This window comes from Deinococcus cellulosilyticus NBRC 106333 = KACC 11606 (assembly GCF_007990775.1).
Classification (GTDB): domain Bacteria; phylum Deinococcota; class Deinococci; order Deinococcales; family Deinococcaceae; genus Deinococcus_C; species Deinococcus_C cellulosilyticus.
On sequence record NZ_BJXB01000003.1, the window covers coordinates 199,795 to 226,290 of the forward strand.

Annotated in this window: 23 protein-coding genes and 1 tRNA gene; 15 read left to right on the forward strand and 9 right to left on the reverse strand. The window is 57.6% G+C overall.

The window, feature by feature from the left end:
* The first annotated feature begins 6 nt into the window (after positions 1-6).
* From DC3_RS04815 to hisG, 5 genes are all read left to right on the forward strand, one after another.
* Positions 7-237: a hypothetical protein gene (locus DC3_RS04815; RefSeq protein WP_146882805.1), complete on the forward strand. Its 231-nt coding sequence runs from the start codon at positions 7-9 to the stop codon at positions 235-237.
* 189 nt (positions 238-426) lie between these two features.
* Positions 427-1,527: an ATP phosphoribosyltransferase regulatory subunit gene (locus tag DC3_RS04820; RefSeq protein WP_246130550.1), complete on the forward strand. Its 1,101-nt coding sequence runs from the start codon at positions 427-429 to the stop codon at positions 1,525-1,527.
* A gap of 8 nt (positions 1,528-1,535) precedes the next feature.
* Positions 1,536-2,225: a class I SAM-dependent methyltransferase gene (locus DC3_RS04825; protein ID WP_186815819.1), complete on the forward strand. Its 690-nt coding sequence runs from the start codon at positions 1,536-1,538 to the stop codon at positions 2,223-2,225.
* A 275-nt stretch (positions 2,226-2,500) separates the two neighbouring features.
* Positions 2,501-3,193 carry a class I SAM-dependent methyltransferase gene (locus DC3_RS04830; RefSeq protein WP_146882808.1) on the forward strand — a complete coding sequence of 231 codons (693 nt, stop codon included), beginning with the start codon at positions 2,501-2,503 and terminating at the stop codon, positions 3,191-3,193.
* Complete coding sequence (gene hisG / locus DC3_RS04835; RefSeq protein WP_146882809.1) at positions 3,186-3,818, forward strand: ATP phosphoribosyltransferase; 633 nt, start codon at positions 3,186-3,188, stop codon at positions 3,816-3,818. The genes DC3_RS04830 and hisG overlap by 8 nt, the downstream gene beginning before the upstream one ends.
* Before the next feature lie 97 nt (positions 3,819-3,915).
* On the opposite strand, the gene DC3_RS04840 is transcribed toward hisG, so the two are convergent.
* From DC3_RS04840 to DC3_RS04855, 4 genes are all read right to left on the reverse strand, one after another.
* Positions 3,916-4,125, reverse strand: coding sequence for a (4Fe-4S)-binding protein (locus DC3_RS04840; protein ID WP_146882810.1), 210 nt, complete (start codon positions 4,123-4,125; stop codon positions 3,916-3,918).
* Between the two features lie 34 nt (positions 4,126-4,159).
* A complete protein-coding gene (locus DC3_RS04845) occupies positions 4,160-4,774 on the reverse strand; it encodes a GNAT family N-acetyltransferase (RefSeq protein WP_146882811.1) in 615 nt (204 codons plus the stop codon).
* Positions 4,775-4,864: 90 nt separating this feature from the next.
* Complete coding sequence (locus tag DC3_RS04850; RefSeq protein WP_146882812.1) at positions 4,865-5,785, reverse strand: SIS domain-containing protein; 921 nt, start codon at positions 5,783-5,785, stop codon at positions 4,865-4,867.
* Between the two features lie 324 nt (positions 5,786-6,109).
* Positions 6,110-6,186: transfer RNA gene (locus tag DC3_RS04855), tRNA-Arg, on the reverse strand.
* Between the two features lie 42 nt (positions 6,187-6,228).
* Between DC3_RS04855 and DC3_RS04860 the strand changes: the two genes are divergently transcribed.
* Positions 6,229-8,178, forward strand: coding sequence for a peptidylprolyl isomerase (locus tag DC3_RS04860; RefSeq protein ID WP_146882813.1), 1,950 nt, complete (start codon positions 6,229-6,231; stop codon positions 8,176-8,178).
* Positions 8,179-8,246: 68 nt separating this feature from the next.
* Here the strand turns inward: DC3_RS04860 and rnr are convergent, their stop codons facing one another.
* Positions 8,247-13,394 (reverse strand): ribonuclease R, encoded by a 5,148-nt coding sequence (gene rnr / locus DC3_RS04865; protein ID WP_222594689.1) that lies wholly within the window; start codon positions 13,392-13,394, stop codon positions 8,247-8,249.
* A 149-nt stretch (positions 13,395-13,543) separates the two neighbouring features.
* Entirely contained in the window at positions 13,544-14,314 is a 771-nt protein-coding gene (locus DC3_RS04870; protein ID WP_246130551.1) for an exodeoxyribonuclease III, read from the reverse strand.
* A 64-nt stretch (positions 14,315-14,378) separates the two neighbouring features.
* Between DC3_RS04870 and DC3_RS04875 the strand changes: the two genes are divergently transcribed.
* The 3 genes from DC3_RS04875 (at position 14,379) to DC3_RS04885 (ending at position 15,591) form a co-directional block, all read left to right on the forward strand.
* A complete protein-coding gene (locus DC3_RS04875) occupies positions 14,379-14,690 on the forward strand; it encodes a hypothetical protein (RefSeq protein ID WP_146882815.1) in 312 nt (103 codons plus the stop codon).
* A gap of 77 nt (positions 14,691-14,767) precedes the next feature.
* Positions 14,768-14,983: a hypothetical protein gene (locus tag DC3_RS04880; protein WP_146882816.1), complete on the forward strand. Its 216-nt coding sequence runs from the start codon at positions 14,768-14,770 to the stop codon at positions 14,981-14,983.
* Positions 14,983-15,591 (forward strand): non-canonical purine NTP pyrophosphatase, encoded by a 609-nt coding sequence (locus tag DC3_RS04885; RefSeq protein ID WP_146882817.1) that lies wholly within the window; start codon positions 14,983-14,985, stop codon positions 15,589-15,591. Before DC3_RS04880 ends, DC3_RS04885 begins: the two co-directional genes overlap by 1 nt.
* Positions 15,592-15,628: 37 nt before the next feature.
* Here DC3_RS04885 and DC3_RS04890 read toward each other — a convergent pair whose 3' ends face one another.
* Together DC3_RS04890 and DC3_RS04895 are read right to left on the reverse strand one after the other, a co-directional pair.
* A complete protein-coding gene (locus tag DC3_RS04890; RefSeq protein WP_146882818.1) occupies positions 15,629-16,996 on the reverse strand; it encodes an FAD-dependent oxidoreductase in 1,368 nt (455 codons plus the stop codon).
* 193 nt (positions 16,997-17,189) lie between these two features.
* The gene (locus DC3_RS04895; protein WP_146882819.1) at positions 17,190-17,813 is read right to left on the reverse strand and encodes a hypothetical protein; all 624 of its coding nucleotides are present in this window, start codon (positions 17,811-17,813) and stop codon (positions 17,190-17,192) included.
* Positions 17,814-18,161: 348 nt separating this feature from the next.
* Between DC3_RS04895 and DC3_RS04900 the strand changes: the two genes are divergently transcribed.
* Positions 18,162-19,322 carry a hypothetical protein gene (locus DC3_RS04900; protein ID WP_146882820.1) on the forward strand — a complete coding sequence of 387 codons (1,161 nt, stop codon included), beginning with the start codon at positions 18,162-18,164 and terminating at the stop codon, positions 19,320-19,322.
* Positions 19,323-19,636: 314 nt separating this feature from the next.
* Positions 19,637-21,574 carry an acetate--CoA ligase gene (gene acs / locus DC3_RS04905; protein WP_146882821.1) on the forward strand — a complete coding sequence of 646 codons (1,938 nt, stop codon included), beginning with the start codon at positions 19,637-19,639 and terminating at the stop codon, positions 21,572-21,574.
* A 204-nt stretch (positions 21,575-21,778) separates the two neighbouring features.
* Here acs and DC3_RS04910 read toward each other — a convergent pair whose 3' ends face one another.
* The gene (locus tag DC3_RS04910; protein WP_146882822.1) at positions 21,779-22,228 is read right to left on the reverse strand and encodes a rhodanese-like domain-containing protein; all 450 of its coding nucleotides are present in this window, start codon (positions 22,226-22,228) and stop codon (positions 21,779-21,781) included.
* An 88-nt stretch (positions 22,229-22,316) separates the two neighbouring features.
* On the opposite strand from DC3_RS04910, the gene pdxR reads away from it, so the two are divergent.
* The 4 genes from pdxR to hisD are packed head-to-tail and all read left to right on the forward strand — an operon-like array spanning position 22,317 to position 26,337.
* A complete protein-coding gene (gene pdxR, locus DC3_RS04915) occupies positions 22,317-23,795 on the forward strand; it encodes a MocR-like pyridoxine biosynthesis transcription factor PdxR (protein ID WP_146882823.1) in 1,479 nt (492 codons plus the stop codon).
* Between the two features lie 40 nt (positions 23,796-23,835).
* On the forward strand, positions 23,836-24,234 hold the full coding sequence (locus DC3_RS04920) for a nuclear transport factor 2 family protein (RefSeq protein ID WP_146882824.1): 399 nt from the start codon (positions 23,836-23,838) through the stop codon (positions 24,232-24,234).
* Positions 24,224-25,027, forward strand: coding sequence for a DUF3108 domain-containing protein (locus DC3_RS04925; protein ID WP_146882825.1), 804 nt, complete (start codon positions 24,224-24,226; stop codon positions 25,025-25,027). The genes DC3_RS04920 and DC3_RS04925 overlap by 11 nt, the downstream gene beginning before the upstream one ends.
* Positions 25,024-26,337, forward strand: a complete 1,314-nt coding sequence (gene hisD, locus DC3_RS04930; protein WP_146882826.1) for a histidinol dehydrogenase — start codon at positions 25,024-25,026, stop codon at positions 26,335-26,337. Before DC3_RS04925 ends, hisD begins: the two co-directional genes overlap by 4 nt.
* Positions 26,338-26,496: the final 159 nt, after the last annotated feature.

The window sequence follows — 26,496 nt, forward strand, 5'->3', positions numbered from 1 at the left end:
GGCTCCATGTCTGGCAACAACACCTTTCTGTACATCATCCTGATCGCCTTCGCCACAGTCGGCATCTATTCGGGCTTCAAGGAGGCAGGCATGCAGGGCGTGATCAATGCCCTGATCATGTACGGGATTCCCGTGGTGCTGGCCGTGATGGTGCTGCAGACCGCAGCCAGACGCCGCAAACGCCCTTCACCTCCAAAACCTGAGGTCAGGGAAGGGGAAAAGGATTCAGAAAATTAAGGGGATGGGTTTCTGGCCCATCCTTTTTTTGTGGGTTGTCTGATCAAGACCATCCAGATTCCTGTCAGGAGGGGGGTGAGCCAGCGGCCCGCCCCTACATCTTCCTTCTGCCCCCGGTCTGATTTGCCCATATCACCCCACCCACGCTTCTGACAGGGAACGGGTATCATGGGCTCTTGGAGGTTGACCTTGCCCATCATTCCTGACGGAACGCGTTTTGTGCTCCCCCCCGAGTGGGAGTGGCGTGAGTCTCTGAAACACAACATCCAGGAGGTGTTCAGCACCTGGGGTTACCAGGCTGTGCAGACCCCTGCTTTAGAAGTCCATGATCCCAGCCATCCTCTGTCTGACCGGGCCTTCAAACTGGTGGACAGAGATGGGATGGTGCTGGCCCTGCGCAGTGAATACACCACCGCCGTGGGCAAACTGATCCGCACTGACCTCTCCAGCCATCCTTTTCCGATTCGCCTGCAATACGCGGGTTCCCTGTGGCTCCGCTCCATGAGCAGTGAACTGGGACGCATGCGGGAATTCACCCAGGTGGGGGTGGAACTGGTGGGGGTGTCCTCTCCCAGAGCGGATGCAGAACTGATCATGATGGCGCTTGACGCACTGGACCGACTGGGTGTGCGTTATGAACTGGAACTCGGCCATCCGGGTTTTGTGCACAGCGTGCTGGAGGAAACAGGCCTGCCAGAAGAGAGCCTGAATGTGCTGCACAACATCATTGACCGCAAGGCCACCCCTGAACTGCGTGCAGAGCTGGAAAAACAGGGCATCACCGGACCCCTGGAGGAACGCATTTTGCGCCTCCCCGACCTGTATGGTGGTACCGAGATTCTCGATGAGGCCCTGACCATCGCTGGAAATGACACTGCCAGAGAAGCCCTGGGTCACGTGCGGGAAGTGGTGGAGCTCACAGGACGCGCAGACCACCTGCTCGACCTTGGCATGTCCCGTCGGTACAGCTATTACTCGGGTCTGACCTTCCGGGCCTACACCCCTGACTTCGGTCTGCCCCTGCTGGGTGGAGGCCGTTACGACGCTGGAATTCCCGGAGCAGGCTTTGCCATCGGACTGGAACGGGTGATGGCTGCACTGGGTTCTCCCCCCGGCAGAACCGAACCCCAGGCCATCGCCATGGATTTTGCCTCTGCACAGAGGGCCAGGCAGGACGGTTACCGCACCGAATTCTCGCTGGAGACCACCCTGGAAGCGACCCTCAGGTATGCCAGAGAGCGGGGCATCTCACGTGTTTACACCCCTGATGGTGTGACAATGGTGGAATGAAAGGTGGAATGAAACCCTCCATCCAGGCTTACAACACCCCGGAGAAGGCTGCAGACTACCACGCAGGTCTGCAGCCAGGTTCCATTCGGGACCGCATGTTGCAGGTCACCGCCCAGACCCTCAGAGACGCCCTGCCTGATGGGGGAAGGGTGCTGGAACTCGGCGCTGGAACCGGACACCTGACCCGCAAGATTCTGGAACTCAACCACTTTGCAGAAGTGCTGCCCACCGACGGCTCAGAAGAGATGCTCTCTGTTGCCCGAAACAGCATGCCAAGTGTGCCCTTTCAGCTGCTGGACTACTTTGACCCAGACTGGAGCCAGTCTTTCTCGGGCATTCGGGGTGTGGTCAGCAGCCTGACTTTTCACTACCATCCTGAGAAATCCCGCCTGTTCAGAGAAATCCACGCCCTGCTTCCCCGGGGTGGTGTGCTGGTCTTTGCAGACAAAATCGCTCCAGACCATCCTTTACAGGCTTCACTGTTCGATTACGAAAATGCCCGCCGCTGGTTGAAGCGTCATCCCCTGCCAGAGGAAGTGGCGGAAGTGGCCCAGAAAACCGAGGCCTGGAACCGCCAGTCTGGCAAACACCTGGAAACGGCATCCCGCTTGCTGAATCACCTCGAACGGGCCGGATTCATGGCCGGGCAACTCTGGCAGGAGCACAACCATGCCATTTTTGCTGCTGTCCGGAAATGAACGGCCAGTCTTCTGTCTTGCTGAAGGTTGGTTGATTCGAGGGGCCATCAGCCATCAGCCGTCAGCTTTCAGCCTCAAAAGACCTGCAATCTGCAGAACAGGCCAGAACACCAGGAGCATCATTTTCCTTCAGGACAGACTCCAGGGCTGCTGCAGGCTGTGGCGAAAGCATCAGGTGGTTTTTTGCTGATGGCTGACCGCTGAATGCTGATGGCTCATCTCCATCAGCCATTTCACGCTTTGCGCTGCCCCGTTGTGATCGCTAGACTGCACCCATGACAGATGCCATCCGGGCGTACCATGATCCAGACCGGGCCAGACGCTACCACACCCAGCATGCTTTTGATCCTCCCCGCAAAGCACGCATGTTTGAGGTGATGCTGGACACCCTGCGTGCCCTGATTCCTGCGGGTGGCAGGGTGCTGGAACTCGGGGCAGGCAGCGGAGATTTTACAAAGGTGCTGCTGGATTCGGGGTTTTTCTCCCGAATCGAGGCCACAGATGGGGCAGAAGAGATGCTTTCCCTTGCACAGTCTGAAATCACGGCAGAGCAGGTCTCTTTCAGGCTGCTGGACTTCACCCGGCCCTGGAGCGCCCCAGAGCCTCTGGATGCCATCGTGAGCAGCATGGCGCTTCACCATGCCCCGGACAAACTCTTCAGCTTCCAGCAGGCCTTTCAGGCGCTCAGGCCGGGAGGTGTGCTGGTGATTGGAGACCACATTGCAGGGGCCACCCCGCACACCCACCGCCTGATTTCGCTGGAACGGGCACGGGTCAAACAGATCCCTGAAGCGCAGGTGCCAGACTGGATTTTGCAGGACGAGCAGGCCCAGGCGGCACAGGGCAACATCTGTGAACCCCTAGATGTTTACCTGAATGTGTTGCAACAGGCAGGCTTCATGCACGTAGACTGTTTGTGGCGAGACCACTGGATGGCTGTCGTCCTTGCCCTGAAACCTTATGAGTGACCAACTGCACATCCCCGAAGGCCTGACCCTGACCCTCGCCCTCCCCAAAGGACGGGTGATGGAAACCGGAATTGAACTCCTGCGCAAAGCAGGACTCCCCCTCACCATCCCCGAAAAAAGCCGCCTCCTCAGGCACCACTTCGGCCCCATCACCCTGCTTGAACTGCGCAACAGCGATGTTCCCGCCTACGTGGACCTCGGTGTTGCAGATGCAGGCATTGTCGGGAAAGACGTGCTGCTCGAAGCAGGCCGGGACATCTTTGAACCCCTCGATCTGAAATACGGTGCATGCCGTCTGGCCCTGATCCGTGAAAAAGGGGCAAACGGTCCCATCAACCGGGTCGCCAGCAAGTACCCCCACGTGGCCGCCCAGTACCTGCGGGAAAAAGGCTCCACCGCAGAGGTCATCAAACTGAACGGCAACATCGAACTGGCCTGCCTCACTGGCCTTGCCGACGCAGTTGTGGACATTGTGGAAACCGGAAGCACCCTGAAAGCCAACAACCTGGAAGAAGTCGAAACCATCGCCCAGTCCAGCGCCCGCTTTGTGGTGGCCCGCAGCAGCCTGAAACTGAAACGGGCCATCCTCAGGCCCCTGATTCACAGGCTGTCGGAACTGGTTTAGTCCCCCCTGTGCACGCTCCTCTTGCACTGTCCCCCCTCAACTTTGTGGGGGGACAGCTCCAAATGAAATGAGGAGCAGGGGGGCAGAGCAAGGGGATCTACTTCAACGTGTAAGCCAGTGCTTTAGAAGGACACTGGTCAATGACTGCACTGATCTCCTGGGCCGTGCCGTTCTCAATTTTGATCCATGGGCGTTCTTTCGGCTGAAAAACCGACGCCAGACCGCGAGCACAGATGCCCGAGTGCTGGCAGATGTCGCTGTTCCAGTGGATGGTGATGCCCTCTCCTTCATAGTCGCGCTGTGCCATGTTCCTTCCTCCTTGACTTCAGGGTAATGCGAGCTCACTGACCGGATTGTGGTGAGAGGTGCATGCCCAGATCATACGACCAGGGATGCTCTTGCAGGGTCTGAAAGCCCATGCGATGGTAGAAGGCCACAGCACGGGGATTGTCTCTGGAGACCCCCAGATGCACTCCTCTGATGCCCTGTGATCGCAGGAGGTCCAGAAAGGCCAGCATCAGGCGTTTGCCGTTTCCGCCTCCCTGTGCGCGGGGCAGCAGGTCGATGTGCAGGTGGGCAGGAAAGTCCTCTGCTTCCCCTCTCGCCTGATAGCCCCGGTGGATGGCACGGATCATGCGGGCATCCAGGCTCTGGTCTTCAGGGCCAGGCAGAGCGTACTGTTCCCTGAGGGCAGGCCACCAGTGTGCCTCTGTGCGTTGCTCGAAGACATGGGAATCCGGGGTGCCCACAATGTACCCACAGACCCCCTCTTCATCTTCAAGCACCAGACAGGTTTCAGGGAACAGCACGCCATAAGGGGCAGCATAATAATGCCCGAGCAGCTTCGGGTCCCTGTACAGGTGGGTGGCGTCCCCACCATTGTCCCCGGTCTTCAGGCAGATGTGGTACAGGGCTTCAAGATCCTCAGGCTGGTAAAGACGAATCCTCGGGGTCATGCATACCACTATAAGACCAGTTGGGCAGAAAGCAGACAGCAGAAAAGCTTAAGCTCTGGCTTAAATTGCCTTCTGCTTTCTGCCTTCTCTTCAGTTCAGACTGTCATCTTCATCGACCCTGGGCTTGAAGTCTGCGTTCAGCAACTCTGCCACTTTGGTGTCTTTCGGGTCCTGGTTGTAGGTCAGGGCGAGGTAATAGCTCACCCAGGCCCCGAAGTACCACAGGTACAGGTTGCGTGCGTAATCGCTGAGGTTTTCAGGGGGCAGCACCGGAATGATCTCATCGATGCGGGTTTCCAGGATTTCACGGGCAAGCTGCATTTCAGCATCCGGTTCGCCGAGGATCAGGGCCACACGCTCATCTCCAGACTCGTGGCGGGCTTCAAAGCCTCCAGAGAGGGTGAGGAGGGGTTCATGCTCCAGAGGCACGCTCATGGACTTCCCAATGCGTCCCAGCAGTTGCTGCCATGCACCGATCAAGGGAGCGTAGCTTCTTGAAGCCAGCAGCAGGGGAGTGCGGGTCCACAGGGACCACGCCAGTTGCTTGGCAGGGTTCTGTTCGGTGGGGATCTGGAAGGTGCAGCGGTCTGCCAGCAGGCGCAGGGCGGCATCGGCTTTTTCGGCCTCCTCACTGTTGCCGGTGGCGTGGGCAAGGTACTGGGTGTAGGTGTAGAGGCTCAGGGGCTGGGTGGGCACCAGGTAATCCAGGTCCCTCAGGCTTGGGCTGACCCCCACACGCTGCACCTGGGCTCCACTGGCCTCGGCGATGTTCACGAGGTCCTCCCCTTCAGGGTCGTGCACGTTCCCGAGCAGGAACTGGGTTCCCTGGGCCACCACAGTCTTTTCAATGAAGCTGGTGAGGCGCAGGGCCAGAGCCCCCTCCTCATAACCCACGGCTCCATAGGGTTGGGTCAGGATTTTGCGGGGTCCAGCATAGCTGCCAGGCAGGCCCTCGAGGGCATCATGCAGGTTTGAGGTGTCAAGTTCTTTGCGGCTGTGGTCGTCTAGCATATGTTCACTCTACCGGGATTGATGGGGGAAGAAAGTTCAGGGAGACCAGACAAAGCAGCGGCACTTTGCAGACGCTGCAAGATCATTTGGAGATCGCTCTCTTTGCTTTCGGGTTCTCAAACGCATGTAACATCCGTGACTGTCGTTGCAGGATCAAGCATCCGCACATCTTTTCAAGCTTTTCATCTAAAGGTGCTAGAATCTTCTGCGTGTGTGCAAACTGCCTGATCCCAACACCACGATCTGCGTGGGGGTCGTCCAGAAAAACACCTTGCATGGCGTGGTGTCTGAACATGAAAAACACCACGCGAAGCGTGGTGTTGATGGCGCACCCGACAGGATTCGAACCTGTGACCTTTGGCTCCGGAGGCCAACGCTCTATCCGGCTGAGCTACGGGTGCAGGGCAGAAGGTAAAGTAGCACGATGACCAGGAGGAAGTCAAGTGAAATCGGAAACACAACCAAGTAAAAGCCTGGGCGTGAGGATCGCCCTCGGTGTTGTCGCGTTTGCCCTGCTCGGAGGAATGACCTTCACCTTCCTGCCTTACCTGCAGCAAGGGGGCCTCTCCCAGAACGACGGAACACCGGCTTTCAAGGTCAATGACCAGACCGTCACCGAAGAGGACATCAAGGCGTTCCAGAGCCGCTCTGCCATCTTCAACAACACCGAAGGCATGATCGGGGATGACCTGAAGCGTGTGATGGTCAGCTACCTGATTCAGGAAGCTGCCCTGAAAGACGATGCCTCCAGCGTGAAAATCGCCAACAGCGAAGTGCAGAAGATCATTGATGACTACCGCAAGGCCAACAACCTGCAGGACCGTCAGAAATGGCGTGAATTTGTCACCAACCAGCTGCAGACCACCGAACCCAAACTGCGCGAGGACCTGAGAAACAACCTGCGCATCCAGAAGCGCTCCGAGGAGGTCAAGGCCAGTGCAACCGTGACCGACCCCGAAGCGAAACTCTTCTACGAGGCCTTCAAGGACCAGTTCAAGTCTGAACCCCGTGTGGTGGCCCGCCAGATCGTGGTGAAAGACCAGGCCAAGGCTGCAGACCTGCTCAAGCAGGCCAGGGCTGGCGCAGACTTCGCCAAACTGGCCACCGAGAACAACACAGGTGATCTTGCCAAGACGGCAGGTGCGGTGGGTGCAACCGGTACGGAAACAGAGCCCAAGGAAGTGGCAAAACTCGCCTTCCCTGAAGCTGTGTCCACGGCGGTCTTCGCCCTGAAAGCCCCAGGCCTCACCGATGTGATCAAAGATGGCAGCAACTTCTACATCGTCAAGGTGGAAAAAATCCTCCCTGCTGCAGCCAAAACCTTTGACGAGGCCAAAAATGATGTGATGACCAGGGCCAAGGCTTTCAAAGAAGCCCAGGTTGTTGAAGCCTGGCAGGAAAGCGTCGTCAAGAATGCCAAGGTCGAGTTCATCGACAGCAAATGGAAGGTGGAAGACCCCATTGTCGCTGTTGTGGACAAGCAGAACGTCAAGTACTCCGAGGTCCTCAACACCCTCTACAGCAACCAGCAGATCTCCCAGTTCATTCAGCCCGGCAACGCCCAGGCAGAGAGCTTCGTCAACCAGTTCTTCAAGCCCCAGGCCGTGGAAAGCCTGATCAACCAGTACGCCGCTGTGGAGATCGCCAAGAAGCTGAACCAGCCCTTCATCGGGGGCCGTGCCCAGCTGGAAGCTGAACTCGTCGCCTACCAGGGCCGCAACGAAACCGTCACCGAGGCAGAAATTGAAGCCTTCTACAAGCAGAACCAGACCCAGTACGCTGTTCCTGGCAGTGCCAGCCTGAAGGAAGCCTCCTTCAAGGACAAGAACAAGGCCCTGGCCTTCCGTGACAGCTTCGTCAAGGGCGGCAAGGACTTCACCAAGGACGCAGGCAAGGCTGGAGCCACCGTCAACGAGACTGGAACCGTCACCGACACCAGCAGCAACGTGAGCCCCGTGATCCTGCAGAGCATCTTCAAATCCGGACGCCTCACCGGTGCAGGGGAAGGCAGCGTCAGCGACGTTCTGGAAGTGGACAAGAAGTTCGTGGTGGCTTACGTTTCCGATCTGGTCAAACCCAGCGTGAAGACCCTCGCAGAAGTGCATGACGACATCCGCGAGCAGGTGCTGCAACAGAAGATCAGCCAGAAAGGCCAGGCCTTCATCACCGCCGAGCGCAAGAAGCTGAAAGTCGAAAACAAGCTGCAGGACATCCTGAAAGCCCAGCAGACCGAAGTGGACGCCGCCAACCCCAAAACCCTGGAAGACTCCCAGAAGGATTCCGGTTCTGCTGGTGGCACCAACTCCGGTGGCGAAACCAGTGGCACCGAGAACAAAGATTCTGGCACCACGGGCACCGAGAACAAAGACTCTGGCAGCACCAACAACCAGTAATTCTTCAAAACAAAAACCCAAAAGAAGAAGCCCCGAAAGTTCGGGGCTTCTTTCATGTTTGCTGGAGGTTATTCTTCGCCAGAGCTGTCATTGCCCTTGCCGTTGGTTTTGGGCTTCCGGCGGCGGCGCTTCTGGGCGTCGTTCTTCTGGGCGTTGCCTTCGGTCCTGGTTTGCTGGGCAGGGTCTGCTTTCACCTGAGGCTGGGCTTCACGGGGCTCGGAAGGCTGATACTGCTGGGGCTGAGGGACACTGCGCTCTCCCTTGCCTTCAGAAGGACGGCTGGCATTGCGGTCTGGATTCCTGGGAAGTTGCATGGGCTTCTGAGGACGGGGTTTTTGCATGGGAATCGGAGATTCACCCCGGTTGCGTCCCTGGTTGCGCCCCTGGTCCCGATTCTGCTGCTGGGCTTTTTGCTGCTCCCTGCCCTGATCGCGGTTCTGGTCGCGATTTTGATCCCGAGTCTGATCGCGGCGTTCCTGCTGATCTCTGCCGGAATTGCGGTTGCCGCCCTCCCGTGCCTGCTGGGGAGCCCGGTCCTGGCCTTTCTGTTGCTGGCCAGGGTTGCCCTGCTGTCCTTTGCCACGGTTCTGGCTCTGGTTTTGCTGCTTGTTCTGGGGAGGACGGTTGTTGCCGCCCCCGCCCCGGAAATCGCGTCTGGGCTGCTGGGGTTCATCGTCCCGCAGGTTTTCCACGGTCCAGTCTCCGAAGTAGAGTTTCTGCACCGTGACGTTCACCGGGCGGGAGTACTCGTTTTTGGAGCGTTCCAGGGTGACCACGCGGCGTTTGCGTCCGCCCTGACCGCCTTGACCGCCAGCGTTGCCTCTGGCCTGCTGGGGAGTGGGTTTGCGGTTGTTGGTGTTTTGATTGGTGTTGCTGCCATTGTTCTGCGTCTCGCCCCTCTTGCGGGCGCGGGGTTTCTGATCCATGTCATTCTCCCAGAGGATGAAATCAATTTGTCTGGCTGCCAGGTTCACATTGGAAATCTGCACCTGCAGTTTGTCTCCCAGCTGGAAGCTCTGACCGTTGTTCTTGCCTTTCAGGGACATGGTGTCCTCGAAGAAGATGTAATAGTCGGGCAGGCTGGAGATGTGCACCAGTCCTTCAATGCCGTTTTGAATGGACACAAAGAACCCGAAGCTTGTCACGCTGCTGATGTGCCCATCGAAGACCTCGCCAAGCTGGCCCTGTGCCCACAGGCACTGGTAGTACTTGGTGAGTTCACGTTCGGCATCGCTCGCGGCGCGTTCCCGTTCGCTGGTGTGGTCGCCCATGCCAGCGAGTTTGTCGTGGATGCGTTCTTTTTCAGGCCCACTGATTTCCTGCTGCAGGTGCTTGCGCAGCATGCGGTGAACGAGCAGGTCCGGGTAACGGCGGATCGGGCTGGTGAAGTGCAGGTATTCCGAGAAGGCCAGTCCGAAGTGCCCGAGGTTGTGCTGGGCGTACTTGGCCTGCTTTAAGGAACGCAGCAGCAGGTGGTTGACCACGGTCTCTTTGGGGGTCCCGCGCACCTGTTTGAGGAGGGCCTGATAGTTCTGGGGGGTGGGCTTCTCGTCGGCCTGCAGGCCCATTTTGGTGAGCATGTGGCGCAGTTCGGTCCAGCGGTCATCGCTGGGGTCCTCGTGCACCCGGTACAGGGCCGGGATGTGGTGTTCGATCATGTACTGGGCCACGACCTTGTTGGCGAGCAGCATCAGGTCCTCGATCATGCCACGGGCGGTTTCCTCGCGGATGGGAATGAGTTCCAGACGCCCCTCTTTGTCCACCTCGACCTTGACCTCGCTGAGTTTGAAGTCCAGGGACCCTTCACGCAACCTGCGCTGGCGCATCTTGTTGGTGATTTTCAAGAGCAGATGCATGTCGCCTTCGAGGTGACGGGCATGGTCGGGGAGGGAAGCGGTGCCTTCACTGTAGGCCTGCACCTCGTCGTAGGTGAGGCGGGCTTTGGAGTGAATCACGCTGGGGGTGACGCTGTAGGTCAGGATGTCCATGTCAGGACCCATCTCGACCAGCGCACTCAAAGTCAGGCGGTCCTTGTGGGGCACCAGGGAGCACACGCCGTTGGAGAGCTTCTCGGGCAGCATGGGCAGGACCTTGCCAGGGAGGTACACGCTGGTGGCCCGCTGGTAGGCTTCCTTGTCGAGCGCACTGCCTTCGGTGACGTAGTAGGACACGTCTGCAATGTGAATGCCCAGCAGGAAGTTGCCGTTCTCCAGACGCTCGATGTGGATGGCATCATCGAAGTCCTTGGCGTCCCGTCCGTCCACGGTGAAGATGTTCTTCTCACGCAGGTCCAGGCGGCCTTCCAGCATCTTCTTGGTGATGCGGGTGGAGATCTTCTCGGATTCCTTCTCCACTTCGATGGGAAATTCATCGCGCAGGTCGTACTGTGCGATCACCGCGCGGGTCTCGGTTTCCGGGGTGATTTCGGTGCCCAGCACTTCTTTGACCCTTGCGTAAGGCTCGCGGGTGTTCTCAGGCCAGTGCAGCTCAGCCACCAGACGGGAACCCAGGGCCACGTTTTCCAGCCCTTCAGAGAGCAGGGGGATGCTTCTGGCCAGACGGGTGTCGTCAGGGATCAGCACCTGGTTGCCTTTGCGCTCTTCCAGGGTTCCAATCAATTGGGCATTGCCGCGTTCGACAATGCGAACCACCACACCACGCGGCGAGTTCTCGTTCTTGCGTTTCTCTTCGGCTTTGATCTGGACGATGTCTCCGGTCCAGGCTCCCAGGGTGGCATCGGCAGGAATAAAGTAGTCTTCCTTGCCTGTTTCTGGAATCACAAAACCAAACCCACTGCTTGAGGACTGGAAGCGACCCCGCACCAGATTGGTGTCTTCCGGGTAGGCGTAAACACGCCTGCGCACCCGCACCACCTTGTCTTCTTCTGCCAGTTCTTCCAGCAGGGATTCCATGTTGCGCCGGTTCCCCAGGTTGTTCTTGACCACACGGGGAAGGGCACGTTCCAGATCCCGCACATGCCAGGTGCGGCGCTTCTGCTTCATGAACTCCAGCAGCACCTCTTTTGGATCTTTGTTTGCCAGTTCAGCAGGATCAAGCTTCTGGGGCTCGGGGGTCTGCTGCTGGTTTTGCTGCCCTTTGCCTCTGGATGGACCCTTTTCGGGGGCCTTTTGCTGGGGCTGCTGGCTTCTGGGTGCAGCTTTTGAGGTGGGCTGCTTGTCCCGCTTCACATACAGGTAAGCAGGCAGATCAGGAGATGCAGGGCTGCTCTGGGGGGTGGGAATGGAAGGCTTGCTGGGAGCCGTTTCAGGGGTGGAATCCCCATGCTCCAGTGTGCGGATGGAAGGCTGGGGAACATCTTCCTGCCCACCTTCTTCGACCAGATCCACCACTTCTGCACTGTCTTCCAGGGCATCATCCAGTTTCAAGGGCTCCTGGGTGGGTTCCTCGGGGACCACCACTTCAGGTGCAGCCTGCTTTTTGCCTCTGCCTTTTTTCTTCACAGGAGCCTGAACAGGGACGCTTTCAAGCACTTCCTGAACATCTGCATCAGGGGCCTGTTCAGTGCTGATGTCCGGTGCAGGGGCAGCTTCAACAGAGGTCTCCTGGATTACAGGTTCAGCGGCAGTTTTCTTCCGTCTGCTGGATGTTCTGGGCGCATTTTCAACCACCTGTTCACTGACAGGCTCCACAGCAGCGGCCACTTCCACCGGGGTGTTTTCTGCAGGCCTTGCTTCAGTAGGGGAGATTTCAGCGACTTCAGGTGCGACAGGTGCTGCAGCAGCTTCAACAGGTGCAGCTTTTCTGGTCTTGCGGCCTTTCTGGGCTGGGACAGCTTCTGCTGGTGTGCTCTCTGTGGCCTGAACTTCTGCAGGTTGCACAGGTTCACTGTTCTGCTCGGGTTCAGAGACCACAGGAGTCACCTGCACGGCTTCCGTCTGGGTCAGGGCCTGATCGGGAACGGCAGGAGCATTCTTCTTGCGGCTCTTTCTGGCTTTTGGAGCGGCTTCTTCTGCTGCAACCGTTTCCGTGGCAGCAGGTTCAACCCCGACAGGTTCAGTGGCCTGAACTTCAGGCTCTGTCTGGGCAGGTTCAGGATCAATTTCTGGCGTGACCACAGACTGAGCTGATGCCATTTCACTGGTGCTGACCTTTTCAGCCTGTTGGGTGTCATCTGCTGCCTGAGTTGTTTTGCGCCCTTTTCTGGGCTTGCTGGTCTTCGCAGGCTGCGCATCAACCTGAACACCTTCAGGGGCCACTTCTGCAGCTGTTTCAGGGGTGGCTTCAACAGTTGCAGGCGCGTCTGCTGCAGTTTCGGGAATTACAGTTTCAGAAGCAGTTGTTTCCATGCTTTCGGCGGCAACAGGCTCGGGGTTTTGCACCTCTTCAGAGGGCTGTTCGGTTTTCTTGCGGCTGCCCCTGCCTTTTCTGGGTGGATCAGGAGGGGTGTCGATGGCGACAGGTTCGGCAGGTTGCTTTGCTGGAGCCTCAAGGACCACCATCTCAGGCTGCAATTCAACCACTGCAGAAACCTGAGCTTCTGTGCTCTGGGCCTTCTTCTTGCGTTTGGAACCTGCTTTTTTGTCCTGCAGGTCTTCGGTGGGGATGCTCGACTGTGCGACATCAGCGGCAATCGCTGCTGCAGCGTGCTCAGGTGCAGAAATCACCACTTCGGTGAAGTGCTCGGGGGTCACTTCATCCTGTTCTGCCTGACGCTCAGGAACACCTGCGAGCACTTCAGGATCGAGGGGCTGCAGGTCGGCTGCAGGCGCAGAGCTGATCTCGATGCGAGGGGCCTCCTGCTCTGCTTTCTTTTTGCGAGACGTGCGGCCCTTCTTTTCAGGCTGGGGAAGTTCCACGTCTGCAGCTGCAGGAAGGGATTCTGCCCCTTCAAGATGGGTGTCTGCCTGCAGCACTTCAGGGACCTGAACTTCAGGTTCGGTCCGGGGGGTTTTTTTGCTTGGGCGTTTGCTGGTCTTCACAGGAAGAGTGTCTGCGATTTCTGCAGTGCTTTCCGGTGAAATCTCTTGCAATTGTCCATCATCAGGCGTTTCAGAAGCCTTCATGCTGGAAGCTCTGGATGTTCTGGTTGCTCTGGAGGAAGGTTTTGGAGCCTCCTGGGTTGAAGACGCTGACGGTTTTCCCTTTCCTTTGCGGGACGTGGGTTTGACCGCCTCTTCAGAGGGTGTGTTTTGCTCTTCTGGCACAATGGTTTCAGGAGTGCTGATCTGATCAGCACTGTTTTTGCGTTTAGGCATACTCGGGCCTCAAGACGTGAGAGTCGTACAAATTGTGGTCCTTAACTTTCGCCTGCACATCTGGTGCAATTGCTTGCCAGCGAAATCTGAGATTTCTGGTGCGGTTGTCAAACCACGCGAAAACGCGTCTTGGTGTCAGTATACCATCTTTACGTCAAGGGAAATTGGTACTTCATACTTACCGCAGCATGATCGCTTAAGCGGTTTTCGCGGTCTGTGTGATGAAAGTGGGCTTTTTCAGCCAGCATAGGGGTGCTGAACTGGTAATCCAGACGCCACCCGACATTGTTGGCGAAAGCCTGCCCACGGTTGCTCCACCATGTGTATTCTGCTGTTTCTCCCAGTCTGCGGCGGTGGGTGTCCAGCAGTCCCAGCTCCAGATAGCGGGTGAGCCAGGCCCTTTCTTCAGGCAGAAAACCACTGTTTTTCTGGTTGGCTTTCCAGTTTTTCAGGTCGATGGGGTGGTGGGCGATGTTGAAGTCTCCGGCAACAATGAGCTGCCTGTCCCCAAGGCCTGCCAGAAGTTCGCGGGTGTACTCGAAAAACACATCCATGAACCGGTACTTGAAGGCCTGGCGCACCTCTCCACTGCTCCCGGAAGGCACATACGCACTGACCACCGTGAGATGGTCAAATTCCACGGTCAGAACCCGTCCCTCCACATCAAACTCGGGACGGTCCATGCCGTATTTGACGCTTCTGGGGGAGATTTTGCTGGCCACGGCCACGCCACTGTACCCGGGTTTTTCTGCCGCATGCCAGTGGGCCTGGTACCCCAGTTCATCAAAGAATTCGGGATGGGGGAAAGCCCGGACCTCCTGCATCAGGAGGATGTCGGGGTCGTTTCGGGTGATCCACCCAGAGAGGTCTTTCTGGATGGCGCTTCGCAGGCCGTTGAGGTTCAGGGTGGTCACATGCACGGTATCAATGTACCAAGTTGGAAGCCTTTCTTTCTTGGTAGAATGGAACATCAAGGAGGCTGTTATGGCGGTGATTCTTTTCTTTGATGCTGAAGGACAAACTTTTACCTGGGATGACCACGAAGAAAACAGCAAGCGCGTGACCCGCAAAATCCGCGACTGGGCAGAGCGCAACAGTTTCGACCGCGTGGCCTTCTGGCGCGACAAAAAAGAGCCCCACAAGCTCTTCGTTGAACTGGGCGGAACCAAACTCAATTACTGGGTTCCCGAACACATCTTCATGAATGGTGACGACACCAGCATTGAAGAACAGATGGACTACGCCAGAGGGGCGCAGCGCCGCTCTGTGGCAGGCTACACCAAGTTTGACACCTGACTTCTCGGGATCAACTGCAGAATTCAGTTAGACGAAACCTCCAGAGGCGCAAGCTCTGGAGGTTTATGCTGTGACCCATGTACCAGACTTACGCCGGAACCGTAGAAGCCATTGAAGTGCAGCCCATCCACGGGGTCCATTTTTACACCCTGACCCTCAGGTCCCCGGAAGGACTGCGCAGAATCCGGGTTCAGGACACCCTCACGCCCAGAAACCTCAAGGTGGGGGACAGCGTTGAGATTGATGTGCTGCTCGGGAATGTGACGGAAATTCGGATGCTCCCTGCCAGGTGATGCCAGAGGTCCTGTACCTGACGACCAACCCTGGAAAGGCCCGGGAAGCCAGAGACATCCTGATCGGTCAGTATGGGCTGAACTTGCAGGTCGAGAGTCCTCCTTTCGAGATCCCCGAGATCCAGAGTGACTCCTGTGCAAAAGTGGCCCTGTTCAGTGCCAGATTCGCAGCAGACCGTCTCGGGCAACCCTGTCTGGTCTCTGATACCGGGTTGTATCTGGACTGCCTTGGTGGCCTTCCAGGGCCCTACAATGCCCACTTTGACAGACAGATCGGGGTGGAAAAGTTTCTGCGCCTGATCCAGCATGAAGCCAACCGCATGGCCCGCCTGGAAAATTGTTTTGCCTGTTGTGAACCCGGTCAGGAACCTGTGGTGTTCTCTGGAGGCAGCACAGGCAGCATTGCTTTCGAACCCAGAGGCAACCTGGGCCGCTGGCATGAGCTGTTTTACATTCCAGATGGAGAAGAACGGACCCTCAGCGAACTGCGCCAGATCGACCCAGGACGAGAAAGCCAGTATTGGGGTGGGGCGATTCACGAAATGGGAGCGTGGTTGAGGAGGTCTTCAAATCACAAACCCCTCCCAGAACCTCAGGAGGGGTTGTAGGGGCGGGCCGCTGGCTCGCCTGGTTTTTTGGTGGAAATTACCCTTTGACAGGCTCCAGTGCGCTGAGCATTTCCTGCACGGTGGCGAATTTCACACGGGGACGGCCCAGGGCTTTGCCTTTTTCGGTCTCAACTTTGTCGAGTTCGAGCCAGTCCTGGAAGGTGACCACACGGGCACCCTTGGCAGCCAGCAGGGCGTCCACGGCTTCGGGGGTGGCGTTGCTGTCGTCCACGCGGGAGAGGTTCGCAGCGTCTTCGAGGAACAGGTTCACGGAGTCCACGGCGCAGGCCTTGTTGGTGCCGACCACGCCAGAGGGACCACGCTTGATCCAGCCAGCGGTGTATTCGCCGGGGAGCACACCGTTTTCGCCTTTGACGCGGCCACCCTCGTTGGGGATGACGCCTTTGCGGGCATCAAAGGGCACACCGGGGAGGGCGACGCCTTTGTAACCCACGCTGCGCAGGACCATGCCGACGTTCAGGGTTTCAAATTCGCCGGTGCCGACAGCGGCAATCCAGCCGTCCTGCTCGACGAGTTTGTTCTTCTCGATTTTCAGGCCTTCCACGCGGTCGGTCCCGATGATTTCCACGGGGGAGACCAGGAAGCGCAGGTGCACGCGGCGGGGTTTGCCCTCAAGGTGCTTTTTGCTGAATTCCTGCAGCACTTCCACATTCTTGGCGGTGCCGGGGTTTTCCATCTCTTTGGCGGAGAGTTCATCCACCTGCACTTCGGCGGGGTCCACGACCACATCGGCGTTCAGCAGTTCACCGAATTCACGCAGTTCTTTGGTGGTGAATTTGGCCTGTGCTGCACCACGGCGTCCGAGCACGTAGATGTCTTTCACTTTGGAGTGCTTGAGTTGCTCGATGGCGTGGTCTGCGGTGTCGGTCAGGGCGAGTTCCTCGGCGGTCTTGGCAAGGATGCGGCTCACATCGACAGCCACGTTGCCCACACCCACCACAGCGACACCCTCAACATCGAGGGGCATCACGCGGTCGGCGTAGTCAGGGTGACCGTTGTACCAGGCGACGAATTCGGTGGCACTCATGCTGCCCTTGAGGTCTTCGCCGGGAATGCCCAGAGAGCGGTCGGAGGAAGCGCCCACGGTGTAGAAAATGGCGTCGTAGTGGGCTTTCAAGTCGTCATAGGTGATGTCGGTGCCGAAGTTGACGTTGCCCAGGAAGCGCACTTTGGGGTTGGCCGCAATTTTCTGGAAGATGTTGGTGACGCTCTTGATTTTCTGGTGGTCGGGAGCCACGCCGTACCGCACCAGCCCGTAGGGGGTGGGGAGACGGTCAATCAGGTCCACGGTCACGTCGTACTGGGTCTGTTTCAGCAGGGCTTCGGTGGCGTAAAAGCCGGAGGGGCCTGCGCCGATGACTGCGATGCGAAGAGGTCTGGTCATAATGTACTCCTTACACTAAGTTCTGGTTTTAAGTTTACAGAATCAGTCAAGATTGATTCCACATCTTGACTACACAGACAGGTCGCAGGAAAGCTGGCGTAGCAACTGCGCTGGTAACAACAGAAAAAGCAAGAGGGAAAAGTGTCATGCAGCGCGCTGCTTTTTCACCGGGAATCTTTGAGGAAGGCGAAGGTCAATGGTCCAGCAGATTCGGCACATGTACCCTGAGCTTGCCCACATCAGCAAAGTGGAGGTGCACCCCGCATTTCCACAACCCAAAATAAGGCAGGAATGGCTCTGCAATTGGAATCCGGTCCCCATACAGAGGCCAGGTGAGGTGATCAGTAAGCGTGTGATCTGCAGCCAGGGTGTAAAAGGCTTCATGCATCAAAAGGGCGTGGCTTTGTAGGGGAGCCTGCCCGTATTTCAGTTCAGCCATCAGGTCTCCCAGAAATTCATACAGAACGGTGGCCATCGGGCTGACTGCTGTTTCAGGAACTGCGCCATGCACAATTTCAATGCTCTGAAGGGATTCCAGACCTTCCCGCACGTCCTCATCAGACGGACCTCTGGACCATTCATTCAAGGCAAGAAGGTTTTGCAGGTGCCTCTGAACCAGGGCCAGCGTTTCTGCTCTGGAGAGGACCGGTGGATTTCGAACCACGAAATAAACGTCGTACCTTCCATTTTCACCCCAGCCTGCAGCAGTGGCTTCATAAACCTCTAGAAGTCGGGCCAGAATGGCTTCTCCATGGATGGCACCATCAAATGCGGCTTCTACACCCGCTCCGAGAGGCCTGAACCACTGGAAAAACATGGCCAGATCACCTTCTCCCCAGTCTTCTGGTGACGGATCAGATGCAAGCTGTTTCCAGTGTGCAAACATTTCCTGTTCTGATGACGCTGGTGTGGGCATTTTTTGAGTCTACAGGGATGCTGAGGCTGGAAATTGGATACACTTGAGCTGTAGGTGATTTCAAGAGTGCTGAGGGTGAGATCCCCCCTGCCTGTCGCTAAAGCTCCAGGCTGTCCCCCCTTAACGAAGGGGGGTTTGTGGAAAACAGGAGTGGAAGCCATCCCATACGCTCACCAATCCCCCTTAACAAGGGGGACAGTGCCAGGCGGAGCGCGGCACAGGGGGATCTTTCACCAACAAGGAGTCCAGATGTCCAGAACCTTTATTCCGGCCTTTTTCTCCCTGACCTTGATGCTCCTGTCTGCTGCCCTGGCTTCACCACCAGAAAGCCTGAACATGAGCAGAAACAATGATGCGATTCAGCTTGACCTGATGATCAGCAAGGAAGGGCTGCCGTGGGTGGCCTGGATTGAGCGCAACAAAGCCACAAAGATCGATGATGTGTGGGTCAAACGGTTTGATGGAAAAAATTGGGTGCAGGTGGGTGACAGAATCAACACCGAGCCTGAGAAATCCGGCCAGACCCCCATGCTCAGGACAGGTCCAACCGGAGATGTGTGGATGGGCTGGACCGAGCAGCGTGGGGATGGGGACATCTTTGAGGTGAAACACTGGAATGGCACAGCGTGGGAATACAACCTGGACCAGCGTCAGGGCATTGACCTGACCAATGCTGCCCGTTCCCGTTCTCTGGCCGTTGAGCCTGACGGAAGCCCGACCATCACCTGGAGCGAGATCATCAAGACGGGCATCAAACTGGAAATCAAGCACTGGAATGGGGACATCTGGGAGGTCACCGATTCCCTGGGCTTCAGCCCGAAAAGAATGGCTTCAGAGTCCACCTTGCTGATTTCACCCAATGGCAAGCGCACCGTGGTCTGGACCGAGGGGAATGGTGCGGTCAGCAACCTGTGGGTGAAAGTCAAACAACCAGGGAAAGACTGGGTGGTCCTGGGAGACACCCCCCTGAACATCCGCCAGAACGTGTACATCACGCCGCCCAGCATGACGCTGGATGGGGCAGGGCGTCCGGTGGTGGCCTGGCCTGAAGAAATCAAAGATGGCCTTCCCAACATCTTTGTGAAGCGCTGGGATGGGCAAAAATGGGTCGCTCTGGGTGGGTCCCTGAATGTGCATTCTGAACGCTGGGCACAGAAGCCCTCGGTGGCTGTGGACCCCAGAGGCCGCATCTGGGTGGCCTGGGCAGAAGAGGCAGAAGACCACCACTGGCTTTATGTCAAAGTCTGGGACGGCAAAAAATGGAATTTGCTTCGTCCGTTCATGAACCTGGACGCTGAGCATGACGCCCACAGTCCGGTCCTCAAGGTTGCCCCAGAGGGTCAGATGCTTCTGGCCTGGATCGAAGGCCCCCCGCAGAAGCATCAGGTTTACGTCACCCCTCTGAACTGAATGGGTGAATTTTCATGCATTCGTCTAGACACCATACCACTTGAAAATGAAATTCAAAATTTTAAAGAACATTCTGATTTTTTAAGGAATCTTTTGAAGGAAAACATGTCTGTGAAACATAAAATTTTTGCAACATGTGACCTCAAATTTATGGAAGATGCGGCAGATCCTGACCTTTTCCGGTGGTCTGCTGCACTTTTGTTACTTAGACAGTAGTATTGCGAATGGCCTGATTTCCATCAAAACAACCAACCGTGAACCCAAGAATCCTCGCTATAGTGGGAGAAACACCCCACCACAGCAGGAGGACGTCCATGAGCGACAAGGCAATTGAGAATGTGCTGCATGAAAATCGGACCTTTCAGCCCAGCGAGGCCTACACCCGCACCACCAGCATCACCCGTGAAGTTTACGAGCAGAAGTACCAGCAGAGCATCGAAAACCCTGAAGCCTTCTGGGGCGAAGTGGCACAAGACCTGCACTGGTTTGAGCCTTACAGCAAAGTTCTGGACTGGAATGAACCTTTTGCCCAGTGGTTTGTGGAGGGCAAAACCAACCTTTCCTACAATGCTCTGGACCGCCACCTGGAACAGAAAGGGAACAAAACGGCCATCATCTGGGAAGGGGAGGACGGCGAAGTCCGCACCTACACATACGCCGAGTTGACCCGCGAAGTCAAAAAATTCTCGAATGTGCTGCTCAACCTGGGCGTGCAGACCGGGGACCGGGTGACCATCTACCTGCCCATGATTCCCGAAGCCGCCTTTGCCATGCTGGCCTGCGCCCGCATTGGCGCCGTGCACAGTGTGGTTTTCGGTGGGTTCTCCAGTGGTGCCCTCTCAGACCGCATCAACGATGCAGGCTCAAAAGTGCTGATCACCGCAGACGGCGGTTACCGCAGGGGCAGTGCCGTGCCTTTGAAGAGAAATGCCGACGATGCTGCCGAGAACACCCCGAGCCTGCAGCACATTCTGGTCATCAAGCGCACCGGACAGGACGTCAACATCAAGGAAGGTCGGGATGTCTGGTACCACGAAGCCGTGCAAAATGTCAGTGAAGACCATGATGCTGTGCCCCTCGATGCCCAGCATCCCCATTTCATTCTTTACACCTCTGGTTCCACAGGCAAACCCAAAGGGGTGCTGCACGCCCTCGGCGGGTACATGGTCAACACTTACCTGACCACCCAGACCGTCTTTGACCTGAAAGAAGACGACATCTACTGGTGCACCGCCGATGTGGGCTGGATCACCGGACACTCCTACATCGTGTACGGGCCTCTGCTGAACGGGGCCACGGTCCTGATGTACGAGGGGGCTCCCAACCACCCTGACTGGGGTCGCTTCTGGAAGATCATTGAGGACCACAAAGTCACCATCCTGTACACCGCTCCCACCGCCATTCGCAGTTTCATGCGGGCAGGCAGCGAGTACCCCAACAGCCATGACCTCTCCAGCCTGCGTCTGCTGGGATCGGTGGGCGAACCCATCAACCCCGAAGCCTGGATCTGGTATTACACCGTGATCGGCAAGGAGAAGTGCCCGGTGGTGGACACCTGGTGGCAGACCGAGACGGGTTCCATCATGATCACCACCCTGCCCGGAGCCCACACCATGAAGCCTGGCAGTGCAGGGGTGCCGATGTACGGGGTGGATGCTGCCATTGTGGACGCAGACGGCCATGTACTCGGAGCCAACGAGGGCGGGTTCCTGGTGGTCCGCAAACCCTGGCCCAGCATGCTGCGCACTGTGTACGGCGATGACAACCGCTACAAGACCCAGTACTGGGGCGAGATTCCCCATGTCTACTTTGCTGGTGACGGAGCCCGACGCGATCAAGATGGCTATTTCACCATCGTGGGTCGCATTGATGACGTGCTGAACGTTTCCGGTCACCGCCTCGGCACCATGGAGGTGGAGTCCGCTCTGGTGTCCCACCCTGCAGTGGCAGAAGCTGCCGTGGTGGGCCGCCCTGACCCCATCAAAGGGGAAGGCATTGTGGCCTTCGTGACCCTGCAAACCGGTTTTGATGCCACCGAACAGGAACTCAAAGCCCACGTGGCAAAAGAAATTGGAGCGATTGCCCGCCCGGATGACATCCGTTTCGCGGAAGCCCTGCCCAAAACCCGATCTGGCAAGATCATGCGCCGCCTCTTGCGCCAGATTGCCGCTGGACAGGAAATCAAAGGGGACACCAGCACACTGGAAGATGTCTCGGTGATTGAGAAGTTGCAGAAAGCTCCCCAGCAGTAAGGAGCAGTCAGCTTTCAGCGATCAGTTTTGAAGGACGGGCTTAAAACCCGTCCTTTTTCAATGCATTTTGGATGTGGGATGAAATCAACGTGCAAAGGTCGAAGCACACAGGATCAGGTCATCTGTCAAGGATTGGCTTGTGTCAGAGAAAGCAAGGGCTGTTTGTGAGCTGACTGCTGATGGCTGATTGCTGAAAGCTCCTCTTCACCCCACCAGTGGCGCTGCATCCCCCAGGGTGCCTTCAATTTCAAAGCCCTCCCGGCGCCAGTATTCAATGCCGCCGATCATCTCCTTGACCTGAAAGCCCAGAGCAGCGAGTTTCATGGCAGCTTTGGTGGCCCCATTGCAGGCCACGCCCCAGCAGTAGGTGACGATCAGTTTGTCTTTCGGGAAGTGGGCTGTGCTTTCTGGGCTGATCTTGCTTTGTGGAAAACCGATTGCCCCTTTGATGTGGCACTCCTCGAAGTGTTTGCTGGAACGCACATCCAGCAGAATGAAGCTGTCCAGTTCATGTTGCAGGTCGTAATGCACGTCTGAAGGGTCGGTTTCTACAGTCAGTTTTGCGGCGAAGTGCTGCCGGGCCACTTCAGGGTCAGCGGCAGGGGTGGAGAGCACCTGGGAAATGCGGCCTTTGATTTTGAAGGTCTCGGTCATGGGATCTTCCTCCTGCCTGTTATGCTAGGTGGAAAGTGCACCTGCAGACAGGAGCACTTTTGTGTGAAAAAACCAGACCACTTTTACCATGAAAAACACCAGATCTGCCGTCCTTCCTGCCATCCGCCTTGAGCGCAAAACCGGGGTTTCCCTGGAGCTGCAGCTGGTTCGTGCCCTGCGCACAGCCATTCTGGGGGGACAGTTGCCTGAGGGTGCACGTCTGGCCTCCCAGCGCCAGCTTTCCAGCGAGTACAGGGTGAATCGCAATGTGGTCGTCTCTGCCCTCGACACCCTGCAGGCCGAGGGCTATCTGGTGACGGTGCATGGATCAGGGACGTTTGTGGCCGAGGGGGCTCACAGGACTGAAAGTCCAGTGTTCCAGATGGTGCAGGGGAGATGGTTCCGCGAGGTGCCTGAAATTCTGGTGGACCCCCCGCAGCATCAGGAAGGACTGGAATTTCGGGTCTGTCAGCCGGGCACGTCTTTCCTGAACGAGGAAGACTGGCAAAGAAGTGTGAAATTTGCAGCAAGGCAGCCCATCTCCGGGGATTACCTTGACCCCCAGGGACTGCTTGCTCTTCGGGAGCAGATTGCAGACCACCTCAGGAGGTCCAGAGGGTTGCAGTGTCATGCAGAGCAGGTGCTGGTGACGGCGGGGGCCTTGCAGGGCATTGATCTGGTGGCCCGTCTGGTGCTGCAGCCAGGGGATGGGGTGGGGTTTGAGAATCCGGGCTACCGTCTGGCAAGGCAGGTCTTCGAGGCCAGAGGCGCAAAAGTGTGGCCTCTGCCCGTGGATGAGGATGGGCTCTCTGTCCAGCACCTGCAGTCCCTGCCAGCGCCACCCATCCTGACCTATGTGACCCCCTCCCATCAGTTCCCGGTGGGTGGACGGATGCCTCTGGGCCGCAGGCTTGCTTTGCTGCAGTGGGCGGAAGAACATGACAGCCTGATTCTGGAAGACGATTACGACAGCGAATTCCGCTACGATGCTCCACCTCTCCCTGCCCTTGCCTCGCTGGATGAAAGGGGAAGGGTGGTGTATGCAGGGAGTTTTTCGAAAGTGCTCACCCCGGAATTGCGGGTGGGGTATCTGGTGGCCTCAGAGCCCCTGATCCGGCAACTGGTGCGCCTCAAGCAACTGTCCGATTACCACACCCCTGCCCTGATCCAGCACCTGCTGGCCCACTTCATGGACAGCGGAGCCCTGGACCGCCACATCCGCCGCATGCGCAGGGTGTATGGAGCCCTCAGATCTGCCCTGGACCCCCTCAACCATCTGGCAGAGGACATCCAGCTCAGGGGACTGGAGGCAGGGCTTCACGCCTTTCTGGAACTGCCACAGCACATTCATGTACCGTCCCTGATCGAAAACTGTCTGAAGCGTGGCATTGTGGTGCGGGATGTGGCAAATTATGCCTCCGGTGAGGTTCTGCAGCATGGTCTGATTCTCGGATACGGGCATCTGGACCTGCCCTCCCTCAGGGAGGGTGTCGCTGTGCTTGCTGGAGAGATTCGACGGCACTCAGGTCTGTCAAACAGCATGCCAGAGGGCTTTTCTGCAGGCTGACCGCTGACGGCTGATGGCCCTGATGTGGTACAACCTTTTCATGCAGGACGTACTCACCTTCCTGAGAACCCATCTTGAGAGCATCTACAGCCGGGACTGGGACACCTATCAATCGACCACATCCACAGACCTGACCCTGTACGAGCATTTTGTGACGCCGCACCGCCAGGAAGGGCTGGATTTCCACAAATTCATGATCGAGAACAACTGGGCCACCCAGGGGGCCCCCACCCACATCAGCATTCTGGAGCCGAAAGTCCAGCTTCTGGCAGGTGGGCAGGTGGCGGTGTGCAGCTACACCCTGATGATTTCGGTGGTGCGGGGGGAAGTTATACACCACCGCTCTGTCAATGAGAGCCGGGTGCTAGAAATGAGAGAGGGAAAATGGTGGGTGGTGCACGTCCACAAGAGCCCTGCAGGAGGGCACGATGCAAGCTGAAGAACTGCAATACCAGCTCGTGGTGGGCAACAAGGCCATCGGGGAGCAGAAACTGAAAATCGAGGCGGAGCGCAACTACTGGGTGATCAAGGCCCAGACTTCGTACTCGCACCACCTGCTCGGGAGTGGCAGAAGAGAGCAGGTCAGTCGCGTCCGCCCCAAGAGCCGCACCAGTGCCTACTACCATGAAAGCTCTGAAAATGGGGGCCGCAAGGGCAGCACCTTTGAAACCGTCTTTGACCGCAAGACTGGACTGGTCACGGTCCGGCAGGGCAAAGACGAGGCGTCCATCCCCATGACGCAGGATTATCAGGACCCCCTGAGCCTGATCCAGATGCTGCGTGAACTGCCCGACGATGCCCATGCCATCACCGTGCCGATGGTGGGGGCAAGTGTGCACATCCAGCGCCTGCCCGATCAGGTGATCTCCACCCTCGAAGGGGAGAAGATGACGCGGGTGTATTACCTGCGCCCCGGTCTCAGCAAGGTGTACATCGAGATGGAGCCGCCTTTTCGCCCATTCAAGTTGACCCAGCCCGTGGATGGGGGCAGCATGGACATGGTGCTGGTTCGCACCCCGGAGCGCCGCAGACCAGAGCGCAATGACCGTTCTGACCGTCAGGAGCGCCCGGAGCGCAGAGAACGTGAACCCCGTGCCGAGCAGCAGAGGGAAGGTCGGGAGGCCCAGAAGGACACGGCCCGTGAGGTGCGGGATGCCCGCAATCCCCGCAGCGAACTGGTGATCTCCAAAACCCAGAACAACATGCGCAAACCCAGGAGCAGACGGAAATGAAGATACTCACCTATCAGCAGGCCAGGACCGCACTGAAAAGAAATTTCGGAGAAGAATCTGTTCCAGAGAGCATGCTGGAACGCATCGAGAAAACCTTCGGTGAAAAGCTCACCCCCGAGCAGGTTGTGGACCGCATCCTGCAGGATGTGAAGACCCGTGGGGATGAGGCCCTCAAAGAATGGACCCGCAAACTGGACCGGGTGCATGTTGAAGCGTTGCAGGTGACTGAAGAGGAACTGCAGGGGGCGTCCATTGAACCCGAGCTGCATGCTGCTTTGCAACAGAGCATTGGAAGGGTGGAGCATTTTCACCAGAACCAGCCGACTTCTGGCTGGATCAACCACACCGAAGCTGGAGCCCTCGGGCAGATTGTGCGTCCCCTTTCTCGGGTGGCAGTGTATGTTCCTGGTGGCAGTGCACCCCTGATCAGCACCCTGATCATGACGGCGGTGATCGCAAAAGTGGCTGGCGTGCCCGAGATCATCGTGGCAACCCCACCGGACAAACTGGGCAAGGTGCATCCTGCCATTCTGGTGGCGGCCCGCGAAATTGGCATCCAGAAGATCTTCAAGATGGGTGGCGCTCAGGCCATTGGTGCCCTGGCTTATGGCACCGAAAGTGTCCCCCAGGTGGACAAGATTGTTGGCCCTGGAAACACCTTTGTGGTGCTGGCCAAGCGCAAGGTCTTCGGTCAGGTGGGCATCGAGTCCCTGCCTGGCCCCACCGAAACCCTGGTCATTGCCGATGAGACGGCCAGTGCCTCTTTCGTGGTGGCAGACCTGCTTGCCCAGGCCGAGCACGTTGGAGCAGAGCCTGTGCTGGTCACCCCCAGCGAGAAATTGCTGTATGCCGTTCAGGAGGAGCTGGAGTCCCAGCTTTCTGCCCTGCCTGAACCCAACCAGGGCTGGGCCCGCGAGAGCGTGAAAGAGCGCATGAAGATCGTGATTGTGGAGAACCTGCAGCAGGCTTTTGAGTTGAACAACATCTATGCTCCCGAGCACCTGTGCCTCCTGATTGAGAACCCCTGGGAACACCTGGGTCTGGTCGAATCTGCGGGAGGGGTGTTTGTCGGTGAGGACAGCATGGAAGCTCTCGGGGACTACATTGCTGGTCCCAGTCATGTCATGCCCACTGGTGGCACAGCACGCTTTTCCAGCCCGCTCAACGTGCGCGATTTCCAGAAGATCATCAGTGTGGTCGGGGTGAACCGCAAAACCCTGCAGACCACTGGACCTGCCGCCGCGCAGATTGCCCGTGCTGAGGGACTTGAAGCCCACGCTAGAGCCATCGAAGTGCGCCTGCAGGAATGAATTGCATTGCCCGTCTCAAGGCCAGCAACTGCTGGCCTTTTTTGCGTTGGCCTGATCTGATCGATTTCCAGCGAAATGTTCTCATCATCTTCATGTGACCCGTGTCCCAGCTTGACACGGGACATTCTTCACGAAGCCAGGTTTTAACATGAAACCATC

Bases quoted from the DNA above. Each gene is read 5' to 3' on its own strand.
- DC3_RS04875 (WP_146882815.1), top strand. From the start codon at position 14,379: ATGGCGGTGATTCTTTTCTTTGATGCTGAAGGACAAACTTTTACCTGG.
- DC3_RS04830 (WP_146882808.1), top strand. From the start codon at position 2,501: ATGACAGATGCCATCCGGGCGTACCATGATCCAGACCGGGCCAGACGC.
- DC3_RS04840 (WP_146882810.1), bottom strand. From the start codon at position 4,125: ATGGCACAGCGCGACTATGAAGGAGAGGGCATCACCATCCACTGGAAC.
- DC3_RS04880 (WP_146882816.1), top strand. From the start codon at position 14,768: ATGTACCAGACTTACGCCGGAACCGTAGAAGCCATTGAAGTGCAGCCC.
- DC3_RS04895 (WP_146882819.1), bottom strand. From the start codon at position 17,813: ATGTTTTTCCAGTGGTTCAGGCCTCTCGGAGCGGGTGTAGAAGCCGCA.
- DC3_RS04910 (WP_146882822.1), bottom strand. From the start codon at position 22,228: ATGACCGAGACCTTCAAAATCAAAGGCCGCATTTCCCAGGTGCTCTCC.
- DC3_RS04825 (WP_186815819.1), top strand. From the start codon at position 1,536: ATGAAACCCTCCATCCAGGCTTACAACACCCCGGAGAAGGCTGCAGAC.
- pdxR (WP_146882823.1), top strand. From the start codon at position 22,317: ATGAAAAACACCAGATCTGCCGTCCTTCCTGCCATCCGCCTTGAGCGC.
- acs (WP_146882821.1), top strand. From the start codon at position 19,637: ATGAGCGACAAGGCAATTGAGAATGTGCTGCATGAAAATCGGACCTTT.
- DC3_RS04900 (WP_146882820.1), top strand. From the start codon at position 18,162: ATGTCCAGAACCTTTATTCCGGCCTTTTTCTCCCTGACCTTGATGCTC.
- DC3_RS04850 (WP_146882812.1), bottom strand. From the start codon at position 5,785: ATGCTAGACGACCACAGCCGCAAAGAACTTGACACCTCAAACCTGCAT.
- DC3_RS04890 (WP_146882818.1), bottom strand. From the start codon at position 16,996: ATGACCAGACCTCTTCGCATCGCAGTCATCGGCGCAGGCCCCTCCGGC.
- hisD (WP_146882826.1), top strand. From the start codon at position 25,024: ATGAAGATACTCACCTATCAGCAGGCCAGGACCGCACTGAAAAGAAAT.
- DC3_RS04845 (WP_146882811.1), bottom strand. From the start codon at position 4,774: ATGACCCCGAGGATTCGTCTTTACCAGCCTGAGGATCTTGAAGCCCTG.
- hisG (WP_146882809.1), top strand. From the start codon at position 3,186: ATGAGTGACCAACTGCACATCCCCGAAGGCCTGACCCTGACCCTCGCC.
- DC3_RS04925 (WP_146882825.1), top strand. From the start codon at position 24,224: ATGCAAGCTGAAGAACTGCAATACCAGCTCGTGGTGGGCAACAAGGCC.
- DC3_RS04815 (WP_146882805.1), top strand. From the start codon at position 7: ATGTCTGGCAACAACACCTTTCTGTACATCATCCTGATCGCCTTCGCC.
- DC3_RS04920 (WP_146882824.1), top strand. From the start codon at position 23,836: ATGCAGGACGTACTCACCTTCCTGAGAACCCATCTTGAGAGCATCTAC.
- DC3_RS04885 (WP_146882817.1), top strand. From the start codon at position 14,983: ATGCCAGAGGTCCTGTACCTGACGACCAACCCTGGAAAGGCCCGGGAA.
- rnr (WP_222594689.1), bottom strand. From the start codon at position 13,394: ATGCCTAAACGCAAAAACAGTGCTGATCAGATCAGCACTCCTGAAACC.